The sequence below is a fragment of the Allobosea sp. P5_A5 genome (genome assembly GCF_056400625.1).
Window position 1 is genome coordinate 452,213 of the sequence record NZ_JBFUKY010000003.1, and the last position, 23,813, is coordinate 476,025.

Below are 23,813 nucleotides of genomic sequence, written 5' to 3' on the forward strand. Positions count from 1 at the left end.
GATGATCCACAAGGCCCCGCAGACCCCGTCTCTCGCCCGTCTCTGCCTGTCCGGGCTGGCGCTGGGTGCGTCCCTCCTGCTGGCCGGTTGCGGCGGTGGCCCGACGCCGACGACGTTCGACCTGACGGCCCCGAACGGCTTCGGCCGCGTCGGTGGCGCGCGGGCCACGCTGGCCGTGGCGCGGCCAATGACCGTGCAGGCGCTGGATTCCGACCGCGTCATCGTCAAGGATTCCAGCGGCGCGCTGTCCTTCGTCGGCGGTGCCCAATGGGCCGATACGGTGCCGGCGCTGGTGCAGACGCGGCTGATCCAGACCTTCGAGAACGCCGGCCGCATCGCCTCCGTTGCCGCGCCCGATCAGCGCGTGACGCCGAGCGCCCAGCTGCTCACCGACATCCGGAGCTTCAATATCGACGCCGGTTCAGGCACTGCCGTGGTCGAGATCACCGCGAAGCTTGTGGGCGACAGCACCGGCCGGATCCAGCGCGCGAAGCTCTTCTCGGCTCGGGTTCCGGCCGGATCCGTCGACGCGGGCGGGGCCACCCAGGCGCTGGATCGCGCGCTCTCGCAGGTGCTGATCGAGATCGTGCGCTGGGCGCGCTGAGCGCTCAGCCAAAAAAGCGTGTTTAGAGCCGTTTCCGCATGAGGGTGAACGTCTTCGCGTCTCGCGGGAAGGTGTCCAGCGGGCGCCATCCGCATTTGAGATAGAGGTCGACGGCTGTCTCGGTGTAAAGCGACAGGTGCTCGATGCCGTTCTCGCGGGCGAAATCCTCGAGCGCACCGATGAGCTTGCGAGCGTAACCTCGCTCGCGATGCTCTGGCACGACGAACATTCCCGCAAGCCAGGGATTGAGCTCCGGTCGGCCTTCGAGATCGTCGTCGCACAGGGCGACCATTCCGATCGGGGTGTCGTCCTTCAGCAGCACGAGCACGCTCGGCAGCAGGCCGGAATCGGAGGCGCAGGCTCGCTCGCGAGCCATGACCTCATCGAGTGAGAAGCCATCCTTTCTGAAGAAGGCGTTCCAGCGCCAGACGCCGGTCACCTCCGCGAGTTCTGGTCGTTCGTTGGTCGTGACGATGCGCAGCAAGATCATCTCCGAGGAACAAAAAAGGCCGCCCCCGGGGGCGGCCTTTTTATTTGGGTGGGGGCAGGGCGCTTATTCGAAGCGCCCGCTGGCATGCGCCAGCATCGTGTAGACCTTGCCGGTCTCCGAGGTGAGATAGGTCTTCGCCACCATCGAGTCGCGATCGTCCTTGGCGGCTTCGCCGAGCAGCCGCTCGAACTCGTCGATATAGCGGTCGACCGTCTCCTTGAACTCGGTGTCGCGACGGTATTTGCGGCGAATCTCGTCGAAGGTCTGCTGGCCCTGCAGCGTGTAGAGGCGCCGGGTGAAGACGTTGCGTTCGCCGCGCTTGTAGCGGTCCCACAGCTCGACGGCCGCATCGTGATCGATCATGCGGGCGATGTCGACCGAGAGTGAATCGAGCTTCTCGATCGAGTGCGTCGTCGGCTTTGAGGCCTCTGGCGCTTTGTCCTCACGCGACGCGCGGGTCAGGAGATCGGAGAGCCATCCGGCCTTGGCGGGCTGTTGCGGCTCCGGTTGGCGCCGGGCGATGTCGGCAGCCGGGGCGGGCGCCGGACGTGGAGCCGGCTTCGGCTCGTTGCGCTCCGGGGCAGCCTCGGTGCGGACAGGCTCCGGGGTCGCGTCGAGGGAAGGCCGCAGGAGTGGGGCCTCGGCTGCGGGCTTCGGCTGCGCTGCGGGCGGCGCCTGGATCGCCGCCTGAACCGGAACCGCCACAGACTGCGAGACAGCGGCCGCGACCTGGCGACGGGGTGCCTGGTCGATCGGCAGCGAGACGTCGCCGCGACGTCCGGCGCGGGTCACGATCTCGGTGAGATCGTTCAGCGCCTTGATCTGCTCGGCGACGACGCGGCGCATGGCCGAGGTCGATTCCTGGGCCTCCTGCGGCAGTTCGAGCACGCCGCGCTTCAGCTCCGCCCGGGTCACCTCCAGCTCGCGCTGGATGTCGGCGGTGACGCCGCGCATGTCTTGCGCCGCCGTCTGGAAGCGCTCCGTGACCTTGGACAACTCGCCGCCGAGCTCGGTGGCGACCTGCGCATAGGCGGCCCGCAGCGCGTCGGCGGTGCGCTCGCGCTCTTTGCCGGTCGCGGAGCGGATGGTCTCGAACTGCTGGGCGATGGCGCTGGTCGTCGCTTCCGCCGAATCCGACAGTACCGAGCCGATCTGGCGTGCCCGTGCCTCGGCCGTGCCGAGCGATTCGTCGATCATCGCGGCAAAGGAACGGGTGATCGCCTCGACATCGTCGGTGCGGCTTCCGATCAGGCCGTGCAACTGCTCCAGCGAGTCGCGCCGTTCGGCGAGGGCATGGCCCACGCGGGTCTCGACCTGCTCCAGCCGGCCGAGCACCGCGCCGAGTGCGGCTGCGCCTGCCTTGGAGACATCGTCGAGGGAGCCGGTCTTGTCGTCGAGCCGCTCGACGAGACCAGCCGCATCGCGCAGCGTGCCTTCCGAGAAGCTTTTCAGTTCGGCGATCTGTGCGGTGACCTGCTGCGAGGTCCGGTTGGCCTCTTCCATCACGGTGCCGATGACATTCTGCAACTCACCGACGCGGGTCGAGAGGCTGCTTTCGACGGCTGCGAGATTGCGATTCGCGCCGTTGACGATCTGCTGCATCAGCTTGTTGGCTTCGCCGAGGCGACCGAGCATGCCGCCGAGCTCGTCGCGAAGCTGCTCGTTGGTGCCGACCAGTGCCTCGACGGACTGGCGCGAACCGTTTTCGAGCGTCTCGCGCAGGGCGTTGGACGAGGTCTCGACCGCTTCGGCGATCGCCGCGCCGCGGTCGCGCACGCCGAAGACGATCGCGTTGCCGCGGCTCTCCAAAGCGCGAACGACGGTGTCGCCGACGCTCGCCAGCTCGGCGGAAATCGCCTCGCCGCGCTCGTTGAACGCCTCGATCATGCTGCTGCCTGTGGTGTCGAAGACGCCGCGCAGGGCAGCGGCCCGCTCGTCGATCAGCGAGGAGATGGTCCGGCCATGCTCGCCCAGTGTGTCGCCAAGCCCGGCGCTCTTGGCATCGAGCAGGGCCCGCAACGTCTCGATCTGCTCCGAGATCGTGCCGGAGACGGCCGTGCCCTGCCGCATCAGCGCCTCGACGATGCCCGCGCCCTTGTCGTCGAACAGCGTCCGCAACTGCTCGGTGCGCTGGTCGAGCGCCAGCGAGATCGCATCGCCACGACGGCCGAGCGAGGCGACGATGCCGAGCCCGCGATCATCGAACAGGGTGCGGAGATGTTCGGCGCGCTGGTCGAGCGCAGCGGCGATCTGCTCGCTTTGCTCGGCGAGCGCCGAGACCATGCCGTTGCCGTTGACGTCGAACAGCGTGCGCAGCTCCTGAGCGCGCTCGCTGAGCGTGGAGGCGATCGCCTCCGAGCGGCCCTGCAAGGCCGCCGCGATCTCGTCGCCGCGGGTGTCGAGCGTGTGCGAGACGATGTCCAGCCGGCCGACGACACGATCCTCGAAGCGCGCGACGCTCTGGTCGAGCGTATCGGCGATCTGGAGCGCGCGGCCGCCGAGCGTGGCGTTGATGGTGTCGGCCTTGTCGCTGAGCGTGCGCGTCAGCGATTCGCTCTTGGAGGTGACGACCTCGCCGATCTCGTCCGCCTTGGCGGCGAGCGCGCGGGTGACCTCGCGGCCGCCCTCCGCCAGCACGCGGGCGATGTCGACCGTGCGTTCCACGAGCGCCTCGTTGAGCGCAGTGGCGCGAGCTCCCAGGCTGCCGTCCATGCGGGCGATCAGGCTGTCGAGCGCGCCGGCGATCTCGGTGCTCTTGGCGCCGGAGCGCTCCTCGAACAGCTTGATCTGATCCTCCATCGAATCCGCCGCCTGGCGGGTGCGATGGGCCAGCAGCTCGGCTGCTTCGAGCGCGCGGGTGCCGACCTTGTCGGCCAGCGTCACGCCGTCCTCCGAGATCAGCTTTTCGACCTGTGCGATGCCGGTATTGAGCGCTTCGGTGAGCGCGAGCGCATCGCCGGAAATCTTGGCGGTGAGCGCGCCGCCCTTCTCGACGATGAGGTCTTCGAAGACGGCAAGCCGATCCGCGAGCCCGTTCTCGACGACGCGGCCTTGCGTATCGAAGAGGTCGGTCAACGCAGCGATCCGGGCACCGAGCGTCGTTTCGATAGCGCCGCCGCGCTCGTCGAAGAGCCTGACGAGGGCGTCGTGGCGGCTCGCCAGCGCCTCGGTCAGCGCCTGCGCGCGGCCTTCGACCGAGCGCAGCATCGACTCGGCGTTGGCGGCGAGCGCTTCGTTGACGCGCCCGCCCTGTTGGGTCAGCGCCGTCACGATTTCGCGGCCCGTACCGGCGAGCAAGGTGCGCGCCTCGTCGGCATGGACGGTGAAGGTGTCGCGCAGTTCCTGCGTCGCGGCCGTGACGCGGTCGGCGACCTGACGGCCGTCGACATTGATCGTATCGGAGAGGCTGCGGGTCGCATCGCTCATGCGGCGCGCCAGCTCCTCGCTCTGCCCGCCGAGCAGGGCATGCACCTCGCGGCCGGTCTCAGCCAGCCCGTGCACCAGCGTCTCGCGCTGCTCGCCGAGCAGGGTCGCGACCTTGTCGCCGGTCTGGCCGACGCTGACCAGGAAGGCGGCCTGCTGCTCTTCCATGGCGGCGCGCGCGTTCTCGACCGTGCCGGCGATGCGGGTGGACAGCGCCAGACCACGCTCGTCGAGCTTCTGGTCGATGCTCTCGCCGGTTTCGGCGAGGCGGCTGATCAACGCGCCGCTGCGCTCGCTCAAGATGCCGTGCACGGAGCGGCCGACATCGGCGATGCGCGCGGCGACGGCCTGGCTCTCGCTGCCGAGCAGGTCCTTGATCTCGAGCCCCGCCTGAGAAACCTTGACGGTCATCGCGCCGGATTGCTCCTCCAGCAAGGCGCTGACACGCTCGCCGGTTTCGGTCAGCCCGGCGATCATGCGCTCGCTTTCATGGCTGACGACGCGGCTGACATCCTGGCCCGCCTGGCTGAGCCGGCCGACCAGCACGTCGCTTTCGTCGCGCAGACGCGTCTCGACCGCGTTGACAGCTCCGGAGACGCTGGAGACGAGCGCCTCGCTCCGCTCTTCGAGCAGCTTGGCGACTTCCGCCCCGGCACCCGAGACGTTGGAAACCAAAGCCTCGCTCCGCTCTTCGAGCAGCCTGGCGACGTCCGCACCAGCTCCCGAGACGTTCGAGACCATAGCCTCGCTGCGCTCTTCAAGGAGCTTCGCCACGTCGGCACCGGCGCCGGACACGCGGGTGACCACGTTGTCGCTCTGCTCGCCGACGATGCGGGCGAGTTCGTTGCCGGCGTTCGACACCCGGCCGACCAGAGCGTCGGCCTGCCTGTCCAGCACCCCGTGCACGGTCTCGCCGGTTTCGTTCAGGCGGCTGACGAGCTTGACGCCATGCTCGTTGAACAGGACGTTGACGTGGTCGACGACCTCGCTGAAGCGTCCGGTAAGCGCGTCGCCATGCCGGTCGACGGTCGCCCCCAACGTTTCGCCGGCATCGTTGACGCGCAGGATGATCGCCTCGCTGCGCTCGCGCAGCACGTCGTCGACGGTCCGTGCCGTCTCGTTCAGGCGGCCGACGAGCGTCTCGCCATGGTGGCCGATGCTGTTGCCGATCGTCTCGCCGACCTCGTTGAGCCGGGTCGTGATCGCATCGTTCTGGCGGGTGAGCAGGCTGTTGACGCCCCGGCCGACCTCGGCGAGGCGGGTGGTGACGCTGTCGCCTTCGTCGGACAGCACGCTGCGCAGGGTCTCGCCGGCTTCCGACAGGCGCTTCTGCAGGGTCTCGCTCTGGCTCTCGATCAACGCGACCATGCCGCGGCTGCTGGCCTCGAAGCGATCCGCAGCTTCCGTCCCGCGCTCGGAAATATCCTTCGCCAGCGTCTCGCCGGTGGCTTTCAAGGTCTCGTTGACGGTCTCGACGCGCGCCGCGAGCGTCTCGGCCATCTGCAGGCCGGTGTCGCTGATCGCGCGGGTGACGTTTTGAGCCTCGGCGGTCAGGCCGCCGGTCAGCACCGCGCCGGTTCGCTCCAGCGAGGCCGCGATCTCCTGCGCGCGGCCGTCCAGCATGGTGGACAGATTGTCGCTCGCGCCCGAAAGCCGCTCCGAAACCTCGCCCGACGTGACCTGGAGCCGCTCGACGAGATCATGGCTGCGGCCGCTGATTTCCTCGATCATGCGCTCGCCGGCGCGCCCGAGCGCCTGGGTGATCTGGTCGCCCTTGGCACCGAGCGAACCGGTGACCCGGTCCCCGGCCTGCGCGACGGCATCCGCGATGGCGCGGCTGACGCCTTCGAGGTCCTTGGCGAGGCCCTCATGCGCACCGCTGATGGCAAGCTTCACTCGCTCGGCATTGCCGACCACGGCCTCGCGCTGCGTCACCAACTCGTCGATGAGCGAGCGCAGGCGGATTTCATTGTCGGCATAGGCGCGCTCAAGCGTCGAGATCTCGCCACGCACGATGGTCTCGAGCTCTCCGGCACGCGCCACGGCGCGCTCGATGCCATCTCCCATCGCCGCGACCTCGCGACGGATGGTCTGGCTGAGCGAAATCACAGAATCGGCGCCGGCGACCTCGGGCTCGGCCAGTCGCAGCGCGACTTCCGTCATCGCGCGCGAGATCACGCGCATTTCCTGCGTCCGGCGATACAACGCAGCGAGCACGAAGAAGAACACCACGGGCGCGCCGATGGCAAGCGAAAGCAGCGTCCATTCGCCGATTCCAAAGGCGGCGACGGGGGCGGGCAGGCCGTCGCTGAAGGAACCGAAACGCTGCAGCAGAACGAAGGCGGCGCCGCCGAGCCAGGCGGCGGAGGCGAGGCCGGCGAACCAGTAGGGCTTGCGCGAGGGACGCACCGAGAAGGCCTGCACCAGCGAGCTCGAATCGCGGCGGTCGTCATTGGCGACGCGGCTGGTGTCGGGGGCGATGGTGGCGCGCGGCGGTTGCGCGGCCGCCGGGGCGGGAAGGGGAGCGGCGGCGGGCTCGACCTTCGGCATTTCGAGCCGGAGATCGTCGGCGCTGGTGGCGGGCATGCGCAGCTCGGTTTCGACAGGGGTTTCCGTCGCGCCCTGCGGCTGTTCGAGGCGGAGAGCCTCCTCGATGGCCGACATCGCAGCTTCAGTGGGATCCTGGAGCTTCTTGGGTCGATTCATGATTGCCGCCTCGCCACGCCACTTCGATGACCGCTTGACCGAACCGCCTGGCCGCCTCTGACCGGAAGAACGGCGACACTGCGCCCATCGTTTACCAATTGGTAGGGTAGTGGAGCCCCCCACCCTTGGAAACCCATTTGAGTGGCCGATTCACAAACGTCGTTAACGCCTCATTCACCATCAAGGCGCTTCTAGAATAGGGAAAGGCCGCCGTTGCGGCGCTTTCAACCCGCGTTCCCGAGTTCTCCGCCATGACCCGCAAGCCTATCGATACCGACCATCTCGCTCTTCAGACCGGCGGGGATCACGAACTGGAGCGGGAGCTGCTGCATCTCTTCGCCCAGCAATGCGTCGCCCATCTGCGCACCATTCACGCCGGCGCCGACACCAAGACCCGCATCGACGCCGCTCACACCTTGAAGGGTGCCGCGCGCGCCATCGGCGCCTGGCAGGTCGCGGAGGCGGCGGACATCATCGAGTCCAGCCTCACGGCGACCGATGCGCGTCGCATCGAAACCGCGATGGACGCGCTGGCGCTCGCGGCGGCGGAGGCACGTGCCGCGATTTCCCGTTTCGACTGCGCCGCATAGTCGGCGCTGCGCCGGCAGCCGTTCCGCCTTGCTTCGAAATGCTCTAGGCTGGGCGAGCTATAGCCGCGCTTGCTTCAAGGGGACGGCAGCGGCACTGCCGGAGTTCATCATGCCGAAAATCACCTATATCGATGCCCATGGCGAGAGCCGCACCGTCGACGCCGAGGTCGGCGCGACCGTGATGGAAACCGCGATCCGAAACGAGGTCCCGGGTATCGAAGCCGAATGTGGCGGCGCCTGCGCCTGTGCCACCTGCCACGTCTATGTCGACGACGCGTGGACGGCGAAGACAGGCACCCCCGAGCCGATGGAAGAGGACATGCTGGACTTCGCCTTCGACGTCCGGCCGACATCGCGTCTGTCCTGCCAGATTCGCATCAAGCCCGAACTTGATGGGCTGGTGGTCAGGACGCCCTCGCGGCAGGGCTGAGAGGGCAGTAAGTCTCTCGCAGCCTCATCCTGAGGAGCAAGCCAGCTTGCGTCTCGAAGGATGGTCAAGTTTCCTCCAGAGCTTCCGGAAGCATCCTCTGGGACGCCGCGTGCCGCGGCTCCTCAGGATGAGGTCTCGTTGGACCCAAGGCCGGCTGAGCCGCGACATCGGCTGCCACGATTTGCGTTGGATCAATGCGTCGTGGGCTGGCAATCTCCAGACTGGTTGCAGCAACCAGTATGGAGGAGTCTGCCATGTATCGATCCATCATGGTTCCCGTCGACTTGGCCGAGCCGGAACTGGCCCAGCCGGCGATCGAGGCGGCGGTGAATTTCGCCACGGCCTCGAACGGCGTCATCCGTCTGATCTATGTGCGCTCGCTGGTGCCGATGACCTACATGGAGTTCGTACCGGCCGAATTCGACGCCGATCAGCAGCAGGACGCCGAGAGAAAGCTCGCGCAGATCGCAGCCTCCGTCGAACTTCCTCCGGAGCAGGTCTCCGCCAAGGTTATGATGGGCTCGGTGCAGGGCGAGGTGCTGGCCGAGGCGGAAGCCACCGGCACGGACCTCATCGTCGTCGCCTCGCACGAGCCCGGCGTGCTCGCCTACGTCCTCGGCTCGAACGCCTCGGCGATCGTGCGGCGCGCCAAATGCTCGGTTCTCGTCGTCAGGCGCTGATCAGCGTGTCCGGCCGGGAACCAGATCGTCCGGCACTGCGCCGGTCGCGAGTTCGCGAGGCCGGTTGAGGCTCATCAGAGGCCAGACCTGCCAATAGGACGCGGCCAAGAGCAGAAACCCAAGCAGGCCCGCGCCGTTCATGCCGCGCTGAAAGGCGGTGAACGTGAAGAAGGCGAGCATCGCAAGCGAGAGGCCGCCCACCGCCGCCGTTGCGATCCACAAGGCCCGCGGCCGGCCGGCGACGAAGCGCGTTTTAGGATTGGCGCGCGATATCGCGGCGGCGAGTGCCGCGACGAAGCGGTGATAGCGGGCATCGTCGCGATCGAGATCGGTGAGCGAGCGCCACGACAAATTACCGAAAGTGACGGTCCTGCCGTCGCTCAGCCGCAGCCGCGTCTTGTAGCCTTTCGACGAAATGTTGCCCGGCGCGAAAAGATACCGGACTTCCTCGACTGCACTCAGCCTGATCCGGTCGACCGCCCGTGTCCGGTCGACTTCCAGCACGCCGCCGTCGAGCTTGTAGGCGATCTCGAAGCCGACAGGCTTCGGTCGCTGGCGCCAGCTCGGCGGCGGAAGGTCTTCGGTTTGATCGGTCATGATGTCTGGTCGAGAGGGGTTTGGATCGAAGAGCCGTCATTGCGAGAAGCGAAGCGACGGAGCCATCCAGAAGGGCGGTGACGTTCGGCCCGGTCCTCTGGATTGCTTCGCTCCGCTCGCAATGACGGGTCGGGCTGGCGAAACCAGCCTTAAGTGATGCGGTGCGTGAGCGAAAGGCGCCGGCCTCACCGCACCAGAACGCGCATGGCGCCGTCCAGCCCGTCCAGCGTCAGGGGGAACATCCGGCCACCCATCAGCCCGCCGATCTGGCGGATCGACTGGGTATAACTCCACAGATGCGGCTGGACGGGGTTCAGCCACACGGATTTCGGGAACTTAGCCACCAGCCGCTCCATCCAGACCGAGCCCGCCTCCTCGTTCCAGTGCTCGACGGAGCCGCCCGGCATCGCGATCTCATACGGGCTCATCGAGGCGTCGCCGACGAAGACGGCGCGATAATCCGAGGGATAGGTGCGCAGCACCTCCGAAGTCGGAATGATCTGGTCGTGGCGGCGTCGGTTTTCCTTCCACACTCGCTCATAAGGACAGTTGTGGAAGTAGAAATGCTCGAAATGCTTGAACTCGGCCCGTGCCGCCGAGAACAGCTCTTCGGCCAGCTCGACATGCCAATCCATCGAGCCGCCGACATCCAGGAAGAGCAGAACCTTCACGGCGTTGCGCCGCTCCGGCCGGAGCTTCACGTCAAGATAGCCGTTGCGGGCGGTTTCGGAGATGGTGGTGTCGAGGTCGAGTTCTTCGGCCGCCCCCGTGCGGGCGAAACGCCGGAGCCTGCGCAGCGCGACGCGCATATTGCGGACGCCGAGCTCGCGGGTGTCGTCGAAATCCTTGAACTCGCGCTTGTCCCAGACCTTCACCGCGCGGAAGTTGCGGTTCGTGTCTTGGCCGATGCGGATGCCTTCAGGGTTGGACCCATAGGCGCCGAAAGGCGAGGTGCCGGCGGTGCCGATCCACTTGCTGCCGCCCTGATGGCGGCCCTTCTGCTCCTCGAGCCGCTGTTTCAGCGTTTCCCAGAGCTTGTCCCAGCCGAGCGCCTCGATCTGGCTGCGTTCGTCCTCGCTCAGGAATTTCTCGGCGAGCTTGCGAAGCCATTCCTCGGGAATGCCGGCAGCTTCGATCGCCTGCTGCAACGTCTCCATGCCCTTGAAGACCTGGGCAAAGACGCGGTCGAACTTGTCGAGATGGCGCTCGTCCTTCACCAGCGTGGCGCGGGCGAGGTAATAGAACTCGTCGACCTTATACTCGGCGAGGTCGGCATCGACGCCTTCGAGCAGCGTCAGATATTCGCGCAGGGTCACCGGGACCTTGGCGGCTCGCAGATCGGTAAAGAGGCGCAGGAACATCCCGCCACTGTGAGGGCAGGGCCGGTCCGGTTCAAGCAGCGTTCGGCGAACGCGCGCAAACGCTGCCTGAAACCGGTCGGGACTTACGCGACGTGGTCGGCGAGGTCCTTGGTGACCTTGAACTTCACGACGGTCTTGGCAGGGACCTTGATGGTCGCGCCGGTCGAAGGATTGCGGGCTTCACGCGCCTCGCGCTTGGCTGCCGAGAACTTGCCGACGCCGCCCAGCGTGATTTCGTCGCCGCTCTTCAGCGTCTTGGCGACGGTCGTGCCGAGCGAGGCGAGGATGGCCGAAACGTCGGCCTTGGACTTGCCGGTCTCGTCGGCGATCGCGGCGATCAGTTCATTCTTGGTCATGAGATCCTCCTTGAGAAGGTTGCAGAAATCGCGAGCCCGGCGACGGTCTTTGATGCCATCGCCGTCACGAGCGGGCGCGATCCTGATGGGTTCGCGGCGCAACTGACGCAGTTGCCACGGTTGCAGGCTAAAGACGATGCCCGTGGCGCTAGATACGCACAGGAAACGGCTTCGTTCCGCCGTGGCCCGCGCGAAAAGCCGTCTCCGACGCCAGGAAGGCTGAATTGTGGCGGGGACCGGCCGTCAGGCGGCGGCGCCTGACGGGATCTGCCGCAGGCCACCGCGGCCCGCGGCATCGTCGTCCTCAGGCCTGCACGCCGTCGACATACCAGTCCATCTTGGAGAGGATCTCGTCGGAGGCGTGCTCGCCGGCCTTGACCCTCACCGCACCCTTCTGGTCCTTCAGCTCGCCCGTGAAGGGGTGGAGCGTGCCGGCCGCGATCCCCTTGGTGACCTCGTCGGCGGCCTTGCGGGCCTCCGGCGTCACCGCGTCGTTATAGGGCGCGAGCTTGACGAAACCGTCCTTGATGCCGCCCCAGACGTCGCCGGTCTTCCAGGCGCCGTCCATCGTCTCCTTGACGCGCTTGATGTAGTAGCCCGACCAATCGTCGACGATGGCCGAGAGATGCGCCTTCGGCGCGAAGGAGCGCATGTCGGACGCCTGCCCGAAGGCGTAGACGCCGCGCTGCTCGGCTGCCTGCAAGGGCGCGGCGGAATCGGTGTGCTGGGTGATCATGTCCGCGCCTTGGTCGATCAGCGCCTTGGCGGCGTCGGCTTCCTTGGCGGGATCGTACCAGGTCGAGCACCAGACGACCTTGGTTTTGAAGTTCGGGTTCACCTTCTTTGCCGCGAGGTGGAAGGCATTGATGCCCATCACCACCTCCGGAATCGGGAACGAGGCGACATAGCCGGCCTGACCCGACTTCGACATATGCCCGGCGATGGTGCCGATGACCGCGCGGCCCTCATAGAAGCGGGCATTGTAGGTCGCGACGTTCTCGGCGCGGAGATAGCCGGTGGCGTGTTCGAAATGGATCTTCGGGAACTGCTTGGCGACCTGGATCGTCGGGTTCATGAAGCCGAAGGAGGTCGTGAAGATCAGCTGGTTGCCGGCCTGGGCGAGCTGGCGGATGGCGCGCGCGGCGTCCGGCCCCTCGGCGACGTTCTCCAGGAAGCTGGTCTTGATCTTGGAGCCGTACTCCTTCTCGATCGCGAGCCGGCCCTGATCGTGGGTCCAGGTGTAGCCATGGTCGCCGATCGGCCCGACATAGACGAAGCCGACGCCGAGCGGCGACTGCGCCGAGGCGCCGCGCCCGAGCAGCGGCAGGGTCGAGGCGGCGGCTGCCCCGAAGGTCAGCTTGCGTCGGGTGATGATGCTGGTCATGAAATTCTCCCGTTCATGTCGTTGTCGGCCTCAGGAGGCCGAAAAAGGTTTGCCGAGGCAGGCCGGCGCATCGAGGCGCCCGCTCCGTCGTCCGAGTGACATCATGGTCAGAACGGCAATGGTGGCAAGATAGGGCGCCATTGCCAGCACCTCGGGTGCGAGCCAGGCGATCCCTGCAGCCTTGGCCTGCAGCTCCAGCGTCATCACCGCCCCGAAAAGATAGGCGCCCAGCAGAAGCCGCCCCGGCTTCCAGGCCGAGAAGACCACGAGTGCGAGAGCGATCCAGCCGCGCCCGGCAGTCAGCCGCTCCGCCCACATCGGCGTCAGCGCCAGCGAGAAATAAGCCCCGCCCAGGCCGGCCAGCGCGCCGCCGAACGCCACCGCCATGTAGCGGATCGCGATGACGGGATAGCCGATCGCATGGGCGGAGGCGTCGTTCTCGCCGACCGCGCGCAGAATCAGTCCGGGCCGGGTCCGCCGCAGGAAAAAACCCACGCCCGCGACCAGCGCGAGCGAGAGATAAACCAGGATGTCGTGGCCGAAGATCACGCGCAACAGGGGGTGTTCCGAGAGCGCGGCCGGGAAGATGGGCCCGAGCCTCGGGATGGTGCGGCCAACAAAACCGGCGCCGATCAGCGAGGACGCGCCGATGCCAAAAATAGTGAGGGCCAGCCCCGTCGCTACCTGATTGGCGGCGAGCGACAGCGCCAGCACCGCGAAGATCATCGAGGCCGCTACCCCGGCCAGCATGGCGGCCAGCAACCCCAACCCGGTGCTCCCGGTCGAGAAGGCGACGGCGAAGCCGGCCACCGCGCCGCACAGCATCATGCCCTCGACGCCGAGATTGAGCACGCCGGCCTTCTCGGCGACGAGCTCTCCCAGCGCCGCCAGCAGCAGCGGCGTCGAGGCCGCGACCAGCGTCATGACGATCGAGACGAGGATAGCGGAGGTCATGGCGCACCCCCTGTCATTCCGGGGCGCGCCGCAGGCACGAACCCGGAACCCACGACGGGGTCAGCGCTTGCGTTCATGTAATTGAGAAGGCTCGCCCGGTCGTGGGTTCCGGGTTCTTCGCTTTGCGAAGCCCCGGAATGACAAGGGTGGATGCGCGCCGAGCTCGTCACGTCGCCCTCCGCTTCCAGACCACCCGCCATCTCACCAGCACATCCGTCGCCAGCAGCATGAACAGCAACAGCGCTTGGAACATGCCCGTCGCGGCCTGCGGCAGGCGGATCGTGGATTGGGCGATCTCGCCGCCGACATAGGTCGCCGCCAGCACGATGCCGCCGAAGACGATGCCGAGCGGGTCAAGCCGGCCCAGAAATGCGACGATGATCGCGGTGAAGCCGTAGCCGACCGGGAATTGCGGCGTGAGCTGGCCGAACGGGCCGGCCGCCTCGAACAGCCCGGCGAGGCCGGCAAGCGCCCCGCTGAGCAGCATCGTCGCCCAAGTCGTACGTGCCGCGCTGAAACCGCCATGACGGGCGGCGGCCGGCGCGAGGCCGACGACCTTCACCGCATAGCCGGCGGTGGTCTTCTCCATCATGAGCCAGGCAATAACCGCGAGGACGAGCGCCAAGGGGATGCCGAGATGGACCAGCGTACCCTCGATCACGGTCGGCAGCGTCTGGCCGGCGGTGAACATCCGCGTCTGCGGGAAATTGAAGCCGTCCGGATCCTTCCACGGACCGCGCACCAGGAAGTACAGCAGCTGCACCGCGACATAGGTCAGCATCAGGCTGGTCAGGATCTCGCTGACCAGCAGCTTCACCCGCAGCAGCGCCGGGATCGCGGCCCACGCCATGCCGCCGGCAATGCCTGCCAGCGCCATCGCGGGCAGGATCCACCATCCGGTCATGTCATAGGTCGCGAGCGCGACGCCTGTGCCGGCGATGGCGCCCATGACGTATTGCCCCTCGGCGCCGATATTCCAGACATTCGCCCGAAACCCGATCGCAAGACCGATCGCGATCATGACGAGAGGCGCGGCCTTCACGCCGATATCGGGCCAGCGCTGCGGCTCGGCCAAGGGCGTGACGAAGATGCTCCCGACCGCGTGGAAGCCGTCATAGCCCATCGCGGTGAAGACGATCATGCCGATGAGCATGGTGAGCGCAATCGCGATCAGCGGACTCAAACCCCGCATCCACGCGCTTGGCTCGCGACGGCGGCGCCACTCAAGCATGGGCTGCCTCCGCACCATGCACGCCGCCCATCATCAGCCCGATCTCGTCGATGCCGAGGCTCGCGACTGGACGCGGCGCCGACAAACGCCCTTCATTGATAATGCAGAGCCGATCGGCCAGCTCGAGCAACTCGTCGAGGTCCTGAGAGATCACCACGACAGCCGAACCCTTCGCGGCGAGATCGACAAGTTGCTGACGGATCGCGGCGGCAGCGCCCGCATCGACCCCCCAGGTCGGCTGAGCGACGACGAGCACGGCTGGCTGCTGCCCGATCTCCCGCCCCATGATGAATTTCTGGAGATTGCCGCCCGACAGCGAGCGAGCCGGCGCTTCGCAACCGGTAGTGCGGACGTCGAAGAGCTTGATCACGCCATCGGCAAAGCGGCGCACAGTGCCGCGGCTGATGAGGCCGTGCGGCGCCAGAGGCAACCGGTGCCGCGCGGTCAGGATGCTGTTCTCCGCCAACGAGAAATCGGGGACCGCGGCATGGCCATTGCGTTCTTCGGGCACGCAAGCGAGGCCGAGTGTGCGGCGCGCGCCGGCATCCCACCGCCCGACCGGCTTGCCGTCGAGCCTCACGGCCTCGGCCCGATCGGCCAGCCGCTCGCCCGAGAGTGCCGTCAGCAACTCGGCCTGGCCGTTGCCCGCGACGCCGGCGATGCCGAGAATTTCGCCGGCCCGCGCCTCGAACGAAATCCCGCGCAGATCCGTGCCGAAGGGCGGATCGCCCGCTAGCGACAATCCGTTGACGATCAGCCTCGACGCTCCCGCCTGCGCCGCCGCGCCATGCTCGATCTTGCGCATCTCGGCGCCGATCATCAGCTCGGCCATGCGTTGGGTCGTCTCGACCTTGGGGTCGCAGGTGGCGACCATGCGGCCGCCGCGCAGGATCGTCGCGCCGTCGCAGAGCGCCTTGATCTCGTGCAGCTTGTGCGAAATGTAGAGGATCGAGCAGCCGCCCATTGCGATCTGCCGCAGCGTCGCGAACAGGCGCTCCACCTCCTGCGGCGTCAGCACCGAGGTCGGCTCGTCCATGATCAGCAGCTTCGGCTTCTGCAACAGGCAGCGCACGATCTCGATGCGCTGGCGTTCGCCGACCGAGAGCGTGTGCACCTCGCGCTCGGGGTCGAGCGGCAGGGAATAGGATTGCAGCACCTCCGCCACCTGGCGCTTCAGCGTCCCGCGATCCACCGCCTCGTCCAGGCCGAGCGCGATGTTCTCGATCACCGTCATCGCGTCGAACAGCGAGAAATGCTGGAACACCATGCCGATGCCGAGCCGGCGCGCGGCCTTGGGCGAGGGGATCGAGACGGGGGCGCCATTCCAGTGGATCGTGCCTTCGTCGGGCCGCTGAACGCCATAGATGATCTTGACCAGCGTTGATTTGCCGGCGCCGTTTTCTCCGAGCAGCGCATGGATTTCGCCGGGCGCGACGCTCAGGCTGATGTCCTCGTTGGCTTTGACGCCAGGAAAACTCTTCGAGATATGCGCGAGCGCCAGCCGCGGTGAGGTCACCGGACGGCCCTTGCTTGCGAGACGCCGGTCCACTCCACAGCCCTCATCCTGAGGAGGCCCGCAGGGCCGTCTCGAAGGATGCTCCAGATGTCTCCTGAGCCCGCGGGAGCATCCTTCGAGACGCCGCTCGCGCGGCTCCTCAGGATGAGGGCTGTGGGTGGGGGTGCCGCCGTGCTCATCGGGACTCTTCAATCTGTCGCGCAGGGATCGCCTTACGCTCACCAAGCAAGCAGCGCACCAGCTCGGCTGCCGTCAAGGCCGCGATCACCTCCGGGCGCTTGTCGTCCACATCGCAACCGCCGATTGGGCAGGTCAGTTTGGCCAGCGCATCGTGCCTGCCGCCGGCGCGCAGGAAGCTGGACTCGAAGCGGGCGCGCTTGGTCGCCGAGCCGATCATGCCGACATAAGCCGCGTCACCCCGCGCCAGCGCAGCCTCGGCCAGCCGATAATCCAAAGCGTGGCTGTGCGAGAGTATGACGAAGGCTGAAGCGGGCGCCGCGCTGGCGACGGCCTCCGCCGGGTCGGCCATGCGAATGCAGGTCACAACGGGCGGCAGACCGCTGGTTGCATCGTCGCGGTCGTCGATCACGAAGACCGAAAAGGGCAGGGGCGCCAGCGCCGTCGCCAGAGCCCGGCCGGTATGTCCGGCGCCGAAGACCAGCACGGGCGGTCTTTCGGCCGCCTCCGTCTTCTCCCGAGCCGCGAGCAACGCTGCATCGATCGCTGAGAGCCTCTTCAGCGACACCTTGACGCGCCCGCCGCAGCACTGCCCCATCTGCGGGCCGAGCGGAATGTCGAGACGCTGGGCCTCGGCGCCTTCGCTCAGCATCGTGCGGGCGAGGTCGATGCAATGAAATTCGAGCTGCCCGCCGCCGATCGTGCCGATGGCGGCGTTCGTGGCCACGGCCATCCAGGCGCCGGTTTCACGCGGTGTCGAGCCCTCCGCAGTCTCGATGCGGATAAGGATGAGGCCGTTATGGTGCGTGGCAAGGAAAGCAGCGAGGATCATCGCCCCGCCTCCGCCCGCACCCGCTCGACCGCGTCCAGCACCCGCTCCGGCGTCGCTGGCGCATCGAGTCGCGGACAGATACGGTAGTCCCCGACGCTCGCCACCGCGTCCGACAAAGCATGCAGCACCGAGATCGCCAGCATCAGCGGCGGCTCGCCCACCGCCTTGGAGCGATGGATCGTCGGCTCACGGTTCGGCGCGTTCTCCAGCAGATGCACGTTGAAGATGCGTGGCCGGTCGGAGGCGACGGGGATCTTGTAGGTCGAAGGGGCGTGCGTCCGCAGCCGGCCCTTTTCGTCCCAGACCAGCTCCTCGGTGGTCAGCCAGCCCATGCCCTGCACGAAGCCGCCCTCGATCTGGCCCTTGTCGATCGCTGGGTTCAGAGATTGCCCGCAATCATGCAGGATATCGACGCGCTCGACCTTGTATTCGCCGGTCAGCGTGTCGATCGCGACCTCGGTCGCCGCCGCGCCATAAGCGAAATAGTAGAAGGGATGGCCGCGCCCGGCCTTACGGTCCCAATGGATCTTTGGCGTCGCATAGAAGCCCGTCGCCGAAAGCTGAACGCGGGCCATATAGGCTGCGGAGACAAGCTCCTTGAACCCGATCTCGCGCGCGCCGATCCGCACTTGGCCGGGCAGAAATGCGATCTCGTCCGCTTGTACCTGCCAGTGCCGCGCGGCGAACTCCGTCAGCCGCGTCTTGATCGTCTCGCAGGCGTCGAGAGCGGCCATGCCATTGAGATCGGTGCCGGATGAAGCGGCGGTGGCGGAGGTGTTCGGCACCTTGCCCGTCGTGGTGGCGGTGATCTTCACTTGGTCAAGGCCGACGCCGAAGGCTTGCGCCACCACCTGCGCCACCTTGATGTAGAGCCCTTGCCCCATCTCGGTACCGCCATGGTTCAGCGAAACCGTGCCATCGGTGTAGACATGCACCAGCGCGCCGGCCTGGTTGAACCAGGTCGCGGTGAAGGAGATGCCAAACTTCACCGGCGTCAGCGCGATGCCGCGCTTGACGATGGGGCTCGTTCTATTGGCCTCGCGGATCGCCGCCTTGCGGGCCTGATAATCGCAGCGCCCCTCCAGATCGGCGATGACCTCGGCCGCGATATTGTCCTCCACCGTCTGGTGATAGGGCGTCACGTCGCGGCCAAGCCCTTCACTGGAGGCTTTCTGGCCGTAGAGATTGCGCCTGCGCACCTCCAGCGGGTCGAGCCCGGTGGCGAAGGCGACCTCCTCGATGAAGCGCTCGGCCCCGACCATGCCTTGCGGGCCGCCAAAGCCGCGAAAGGCGGTATTCGAGCAGGTATGGGTGAAGAGCGGCTCCGAGCGGGCGCGCACCGCCGGGTAGAAGTAGCAATTGTCCATGTGGAACAGCGCGCGGTCTGTCACCGGACCCGATAGGTCGGCGTTCCAGCCGCAACGCGCCGCATAGACGGCATCGACCGCATGGATGCGGCCCTCCTCGTCGAAGCCGATCTCGTAATCGACCACGAAATCATGGCGCTTGCCGGTGATCGCCATGTCGTCGTCGCGGTCGGGTCGGAGCTTCACCGGGCGTTTGAGCTTGCGGGCGCAGAGCGCCGCGACGCAGGCGAAGAGATTGGCCTGCGTTTCCTTGCCGCCGAAACCGCCGCCCATGCGCCTGACCTCGACCGTGACCGCATGCGAGCCGACGCCGAGTAAGGCGGCGACCATGTGTTGCACTTCCGTGGGGTGCTGCGTCGAGACGAGAACCTGCATGTCCTCGTCCTCGCCGGGGATGGCGAGCGCGATCTGCCCTTCCAGATAGAAATGCTCCTGGCCGCCGATCGCCATCGAGCCCTTCAGCCGTCGCGGGCTGCCCGCCATGGCGGTTGCAAGATCGCCGCGCTGGAGCGTCAGAGGATCGGTCACCAATCGAGCGCCATCGGCGCGCGCGGCCGCGATATCGATCACGGCCGACTCATCGGCGTATTCGGCCTTTGCAAGCGTCGCGGCATGCCGCGCCTGCTCGCGCGTCTGGGCGACAACGGCGAAAAGCGGCTGGCCGTGAAACAGAATGCGGTCGGTCGCGAACACCGGCTCGTCATTCCGATGCGTCGAGGAGATGTCATTTGCGCCGGGGATGTCGGCCGCCGCCAGCACCGCGACGACACCGGCGGCACTCTCGACCGACGACAGGTCGAGCGATAGCAGCCGGCCATGCGCGATGGCGGCGGTGCCGAGATAGGCGTGGAGCAGCCCTTCGGGCGCCGCGATGTCGTCGATATAGACCGCTTCGCCCGTGACATGTTTCTGGGCCGAATCGTGGATGCGGGCGCTGCCGAGGATGGCGGGTTCGGCCACAGGCTTTCCTTGCTCTGCCAGATCGAGCCTGCGGCGCGCATCAGCCATGGACAGTCTCCGCGAGAAGCCCGGCAACGCGGGTGCGGGTCTGGGGCTCGCGCGTCTCGATCAGGAAACGCCGCAGAAGATTGCCCGCGATCTTGAGTCGGTAGGCGGCGGAGGCGCGCATATCGTCGAGCGGGGTGAAGTCCGAGGACAGGGCGGCGGTGGCGGCTTCGACCGCCGCCTCATCGAAACCTCGGCCGATCAGCGCCGCTTCGGCCTTTTGCGCGCGCTTCGGAATGCCCGCCATCCCGCCATAGGCGAGGCGGGCTTCGATGACGTCCCCAGCTTTGCTGAGCCGAATGAGAAAGGCGCCACAGACGGCCGAGATGTCCTCGTCGAAGCGCTTCGACACCTTCGAGACGTGGAACAGGGTCTCCACGCCGGGCTTCGGCACCAGCACGGCCTCGACGAACTCGCCCGGACGCCGGTCCTGCTTGCGGTAGTCGAGGAAAAAATCTTCAAGGAGAAGATTGCGGCGGATGAGTTCCCCTAAGCCCTCATCCTGAGGAGCAAGGCGCGAGCCTTGCGTCTCGAAGGATGTTCCAGCACGCTCTGGACCATCCTTCGAGACGCCGCTGCGCGGCTCCTCAGGATGAGGGCTGGAGGTGGCAGAGGCTTTTGCCAGCACCAGCGTCGCCCCGAGCGCGATCAGGGCCGGCGGCAGATCGCCGATCGGCGAGCCGTTGGCGATGTTGCCGCCGATCGTGCCGGCACTGCGAACCTGCTCGCCACCGAAACGGCGCATCAGTTCGTCGAGCTGGGGCGAGAGGCCGGCGAGCGCGACGCGGACATCGGCATGGCCCGCCATCGCACCGAAGCGCAGATGGTCGCCCTCGTCGGTGATCTCGCGCAGAGCCTCGATTCGCCCGAGAGAAATCACCGGGTCGAGCCGCTTCATGCCCTTGGTGACCCAGAGCCCGACATCGGTGGCGCCCGCCAGCAGCGTCGCCTCTGGATGCGCAGCGACAAGATCGGCCAGTGCCTCAACCGTCGCGGGGGCGGAGAAGCGGCGCCTGCGGCCCTCGAGGGTAAGGGTGCTGGCGTCCCGCAGGGCGCCAAGACGTTCCGCGACCACTTCCCGCTGGTTCAGAAATCGATCGGCCTCGCGCGGCGCGATCTCGTCCATGCGATGGGCCGCGGCGATAATAGGTTCATAGCCGGTGCAGCGACAGAGATTGCCCGCAAGCGCATCCTCGATGCGAGCGACGCTCGACTGGGCTTCGTTCAGCCGCAGTGCCAACAGCGACATCACGATGCCCGGCGTGCAGAAGCCGCATTGCGAGCCATGGCATTCCACCATCGCCTGCTGCACCGGGTGAAGCGTGCCGTCCGCCGCCTTCAGATGCTCGACGGTGAGCAACTGGCAGCCGTCCAGCGTCGGCAGGAAGCGGATGCAGGCGTTGATGGCCTCATAGCGCAGCTGCCCGCGATCGAGCCGCCCGACCACAACGGTACAGGCGCCGCAATCGCCCTCGGCGCAGCCCTCCTTGGTGCCGGTCATGCGCTTGTCGAGGCGCAGCCAGTCGAGAACCGTCAGCGTCGGATCGCAGCGGTCGATCTCGATCAGGTCATCGCCGAGCAGGAAGCCCAGCGTGGTGCGGATGCCTCCGGTTTGTCCTGCGTCCGCGAGAATGCCTTGGCGCGTCATGCCCCGAGATTAGGCACGATCTGCGCTTGGCCGGAAGCTTTGATTTGGTGCAGATGTGGTGTGGATTTGTGCCGGAGCCGCTTGATCGTGACTGCATCTGCCGCCATTCGCGCCCTGCGCGGGCGCCTGCTCTGGTTCGCGGGCGACCCCTGGACGGCGGGCGACGCCGCCCATCGCTATGTCGAGGATGGACTGCTCCTCATCGAAAACGGGCTGGTCAAGGCGGCGGGCGAGGCAAAGGACCTGCTGCGGGCACTGCCGGCTGACGCGGAGATCATCGACCATCGCCCGCATCTGATCATGCCAGGCTTCATCGACGCCCATATCCATATGCCGCAGACCCAGGTTCTCGCGTCCTATGGCGCGCAGCTGATGGACTGGCTGAATCGATACACATTCGTCGAGGAGCAGAAGCTTAGGCAGCAGGGCCACGCCGAAAAGCTCTCGCGCTTCTTTCTCGATGAGCTTCTGGCCAACGGCACGACCACGGCGGCGGTCTATTGTTCGGTCCATCCGCAATCGGCGGAGGCCTTCTTCGCCGAATCGCAGCGGCGCAATACCCGCATGATCGCCGGCAAGGTGATGATGGACCGCAACGCGCCCGAGGCCCTGACCGACACCGCCGAAAGCGGCTACCGCGATTCGAAGGCGTTGATTGCGCGCTGGCATGGCAAAGGCCGGCAGCTCTATGCGGTGACGCCGCGCTTCGCGATCACCTCCTCGCCCGAGCAACTGGCGGCGGCCGGCCGGCTCGCGGCCGAGCATCCCGATTGCCACGTCCAGACCCATATCGACGAGAACCGGGCCGAGATCGCCTTCGCTCGGGAGCTTTACCCTAAGGCTGCCGACTACGCGGATATCTACCGGCGCTATGGATTGCTGAGTCCCAAAAGCCTGATGGGCCACTGCATCCATATGACCCATAACGAGTGGCAGGCCTTCGCTGAGACCGGCGCGGTTGCGGTGTTCTGCCCGACCTCGAACCTCTTCCTCGGCTCAGGACTGTTCGATTGGGCTCATGCGAGGCAGCGCGGCGTCAAGGTCGCGGTGGCCACCGATATCGGCGGCGGCACCTCCTACTCCATGCTGCGGACGATGGCTGAGGCCTACAAGGTGCTGCAACTGCAGGGGCAGTCGTTGTCGGCCTTCGCGGCGTTGCATGCGATCACGCTCGGCAATGCGCAGGTGCTCGGCCTCGACCATTTGATTGGCAGCTTCGAACCCGGCCGGGAGGCCGATGTCGTTGTTCTGGACACGGCTGCGACCCGGGCGATGGCGCACCGCCTGGAGACGGCGCGCGATCTGGCGGAGGAGCTTTTCGTCCTCGTCACGCTTGGCGATGATCGCAATGTGGTGGCGACCTATGTGATGGGCGACCGGGCAGCTTCCTCGGAAGCGGCCGCTTAGCCCTTACCGTCATGGTCGGGCTTGTCCCGACCATCCGCGTCTTCGCTGGTCGAGCGTTGTGTTCAAGACATGGATGCTCGCCACAAGGGCGAGCATGACGTCGAGTGAGCGGCCGGCCGTTCAACCCAGAACGCCGCCCTTGCGGGCATGGTCGATATAGATCTCGCGCAGGCGCAGCGTCGCAGGCCCCGGTCCGCCATTGTGGATCGAGTGCCCGTCGATCGAGGTCACCGGCATGACCAGGCTCGTCGCCGAGGTGATGAAGGCCTCCTCGGCATCCAAAGCCTCTTCCAGCGTGAATTCCCGCTCCTCGAACGCGAACCCCGACTCGGCCAGGAAGGCGAGCACGGCGGTGCGGGTAATCCCCGGCAGCACCTTGTTGGAAAGCGGCCGCGAGATCAGCGTCCTGCCCTTGACGATCCAGGCGGTGGAGGAGGCACCCTCCGTCACCACGCCATCCTCGATCATCCAGGCTTCCTGCGCGCCGGCTTCCGCCGCGATCTGCTTGGCGAGGACCGGAGCGAGCAGGTTGACGCTCTTGATGTCGCGTCTGGCCCAGCGCAGATCCGGGGTCGAAACGACCTTGATCCCGGTTTTGACGGCGGGCGCGTTCACGAAGTTTCGCGCCTGGGTGAACATCACCAGCGTCGGCTTCACATCCTTGGGGAAGGGGAAGTCGCGATCGGAGGCGCCTCGCGAGACCTGCAGGTAGACGCTGCCTTCGTCGAGAGCGTTGCGGGCGATCAGCTCGTCATGGATCGCGACGAGTTCGGCCTTGGACCAAGGCAACTCCAGCCTGATCTCGCCGCAGGAGCGTTCCAGCCGCGCCAGATGTGCCTCGCAATCGACGAGCTTCCCACCGATCACGGCCGAGACCTCGTAGATGCCGTCGCCGAAGATGAAGCCGCGATCGAAGATCGAAATGGTCGCCTCCTCCTCGGGAAGATAGGCGCCATTGACGTAGACGGTACGGCTCATCGATGCGGGCTCGCTAGGTGAGGAAACCGATCCTTCCTAGCGAAGCTTTCTGCTCGTTGCGAGCGCGGTGCTGGGAC

18 protein-coding genes are annotated in these 23,813 nt (G+C 66.8%); 5 read left to right on the top strand and 13 right to left on the bottom strand.

Annotation, left to right across the window (positions count from 1 at the left end):
- The first annotated feature begins 1 nt into the window (after position 1).
- Positions 2-604: an ABC-type transport auxiliary lipoprotein family protein gene (locus AC1DR6_RS08990; protein WP_476828850.1), complete on the top strand. Its 603-nt coding sequence runs from the start codon at positions 2-4 to the stop codon at positions 602-604.
- Between the two features lie 22 nt (positions 605-626).
- On the opposite strand, the gene AC1DR6_RS08995 is transcribed toward AC1DR6_RS08990, so the two are convergent.
- Positions 627-1,088, bottom strand: a complete 462-nt coding sequence (locus tag AC1DR6_RS08995; protein WP_476828851.1) for a GNAT family N-acetyltransferase — start codon at positions 1,086-1,088, stop codon at positions 627-629.
- 69 nt (positions 1,089-1,157) lie between these two features.
- Complete coding sequence (locus AC1DR6_RS09000) at positions 1,158-7,223, bottom strand: apolipoprotein A-IV repeat region-like domain-containing protein (protein ID WP_476828852.1); 6,066 nt, start codon at positions 7,221-7,223, stop codon at positions 1,158-1,160.
- Positions 7,224-7,474: 251 nt separating this feature from the next.
- On the opposite strand from AC1DR6_RS09000, the gene AC1DR6_RS09005 reads away from it, so the two are divergent.
- From AC1DR6_RS09005 to AC1DR6_RS09015, 3 genes are all read left to right on the top strand, one after another.
- Positions 7,475-7,813, top strand: a complete 339-nt coding sequence (locus AC1DR6_RS09005; RefSeq protein ID WP_476828853.1) for an Hpt domain-containing protein — start codon at positions 7,475-7,477, stop codon at positions 7,811-7,813.
- A gap of 109 nt (positions 7,814-7,922) precedes the next feature.
- The gene (locus AC1DR6_RS09010) at positions 7,923-8,243 is read left to right on the top strand and encodes a 2Fe-2S iron-sulfur cluster-binding protein (RefSeq protein ID WP_476828854.1); all 321 of its coding nucleotides are present in this window, start codon (positions 7,923-7,925) and stop codon (positions 8,241-8,243) included.
- A 254-nt stretch (positions 8,244-8,497) separates the two neighbouring features.
- Positions 8,498-8,923 (top strand): universal stress protein, encoded by a 426-nt coding sequence (locus AC1DR6_RS09015; protein ID WP_476828855.1) that lies wholly within the window; start codon positions 8,498-8,500, stop codon positions 8,921-8,923.
- On the opposite strand, the gene AC1DR6_RS09020 is transcribed toward AC1DR6_RS09015, so the two are convergent.
- The 10 genes from AC1DR6_RS09020 to AC1DR6_RS09065 form a co-directional block, all read right to left on the bottom strand.
- On the bottom strand, positions 8,924-9,520 hold the full coding sequence (locus AC1DR6_RS09020; protein WP_476828856.1) for a hypothetical protein: 597 nt from the start codon (positions 9,518-9,520) through the stop codon (positions 8,924-8,926). It lies immediately after the preceding gene.
- A gap of 185 nt (positions 9,521-9,705) precedes the next feature.
- The gene (locus AC1DR6_RS09025) at positions 9,706-10,881 is read right to left on the bottom strand and encodes a vWA domain-containing protein (protein ID WP_476828857.1); all 1,176 of its coding nucleotides are present in this window, start codon (positions 10,879-10,881) and stop codon (positions 9,706-9,708) included.
- A gap of 83 nt (positions 10,882-10,964) precedes the next feature.
- The gene (locus AC1DR6_RS09030) at positions 10,965-11,339 is read right to left on the bottom strand and encodes an HU family DNA-binding protein (RefSeq protein WP_476828858.1); all 375 of its coding nucleotides are present in this window, start codon (positions 11,337-11,339) and stop codon (positions 10,965-10,967) included.
- A 202-nt stretch (positions 11,340-11,541) separates the two neighbouring features.
- Positions 11,542-12,621: a BMP family ABC transporter substrate-binding protein gene (locus AC1DR6_RS09035; protein WP_476828859.1), complete on the bottom strand. Its 1,080-nt coding sequence runs from the start codon at positions 12,619-12,621 to the stop codon at positions 11,542-11,544.
- Positions 12,622-12,651: 30 nt separating this feature from the next.
- Positions 12,652-13,575 (bottom strand): ABC transporter permease, encoded by a 924-nt coding sequence (locus AC1DR6_RS09040; protein ID WP_476828860.1) that lies wholly within the window; start codon positions 13,573-13,575, stop codon positions 12,652-12,654.
- Between the two features lie 166 nt (positions 13,576-13,741).
- Positions 13,742-14,806, bottom strand: a complete 1,065-nt coding sequence (locus AC1DR6_RS09045; protein ID WP_476828861.1) for an ABC transporter permease — start codon at positions 14,804-14,806, stop codon at positions 13,742-13,744.
- On the bottom strand, positions 14,799-16,322 hold the full coding sequence (locus AC1DR6_RS09050; protein ID WP_476828862.1) for an ABC transporter ATP-binding protein: 1,524 nt from the start codon (positions 16,320-16,322) through the stop codon (positions 14,799-14,801). Before AC1DR6_RS09050 ends, AC1DR6_RS09045 begins: the two co-directional genes overlap by 8 nt.
- Before the next feature lie 175 nt (positions 16,323-16,497).
- Entirely contained in the window at positions 16,498-17,331 is an 834-nt protein-coding gene (gene xdhC, locus AC1DR6_RS09055; RefSeq protein WP_476828863.1) for a xanthine dehydrogenase accessory protein XdhC, read from the bottom strand.
- Positions 17,328-19,706 carry a xanthine dehydrogenase molybdopterin binding subunit gene (gene xdhB, locus AC1DR6_RS09060; RefSeq protein ID WP_476828864.1) on the bottom strand — a complete coding sequence of 793 codons (2,379 nt, stop codon included), beginning with the start codon at positions 19,704-19,706 and terminating at the stop codon, positions 17,328-17,330. Before xdhB ends, xdhC begins: the two co-directional genes overlap by 4 nt.
- A complete protein-coding gene (locus AC1DR6_RS09065) occupies positions 19,699-21,351 on the bottom strand; it encodes a xanthine dehydrogenase small subunit (RefSeq protein ID WP_476828865.1) in 1,653 nt (550 codons plus the stop codon). Before AC1DR6_RS09065 ends, xdhB begins: the two co-directional genes overlap by 8 nt.
- Before the next feature lie 87 nt (positions 21,352-21,438).
- Between AC1DR6_RS09065 and guaD the strand changes: the two genes are divergently transcribed.
- On the top strand, positions 21,439-22,758 hold the full coding sequence (gene guaD / locus AC1DR6_RS09070) for a guanine deaminase (RefSeq protein WP_476828866.1): 1,320 nt from the start codon (positions 21,439-21,441) through the stop codon (positions 22,756-22,758).
- 120 nt (positions 22,759-22,878) lie between these two features.
- Here the strand turns inward: guaD and AC1DR6_RS09075 are convergent, their stop codons facing one another.
- Entirely contained in the window at positions 22,879-23,736 is an 858-nt protein-coding gene (locus AC1DR6_RS09075) for a D-amino-acid transaminase (RefSeq protein ID WP_476828867.1), read from the bottom strand.
- Positions 23,737-23,813 lie beyond the last annotated feature (77 nt).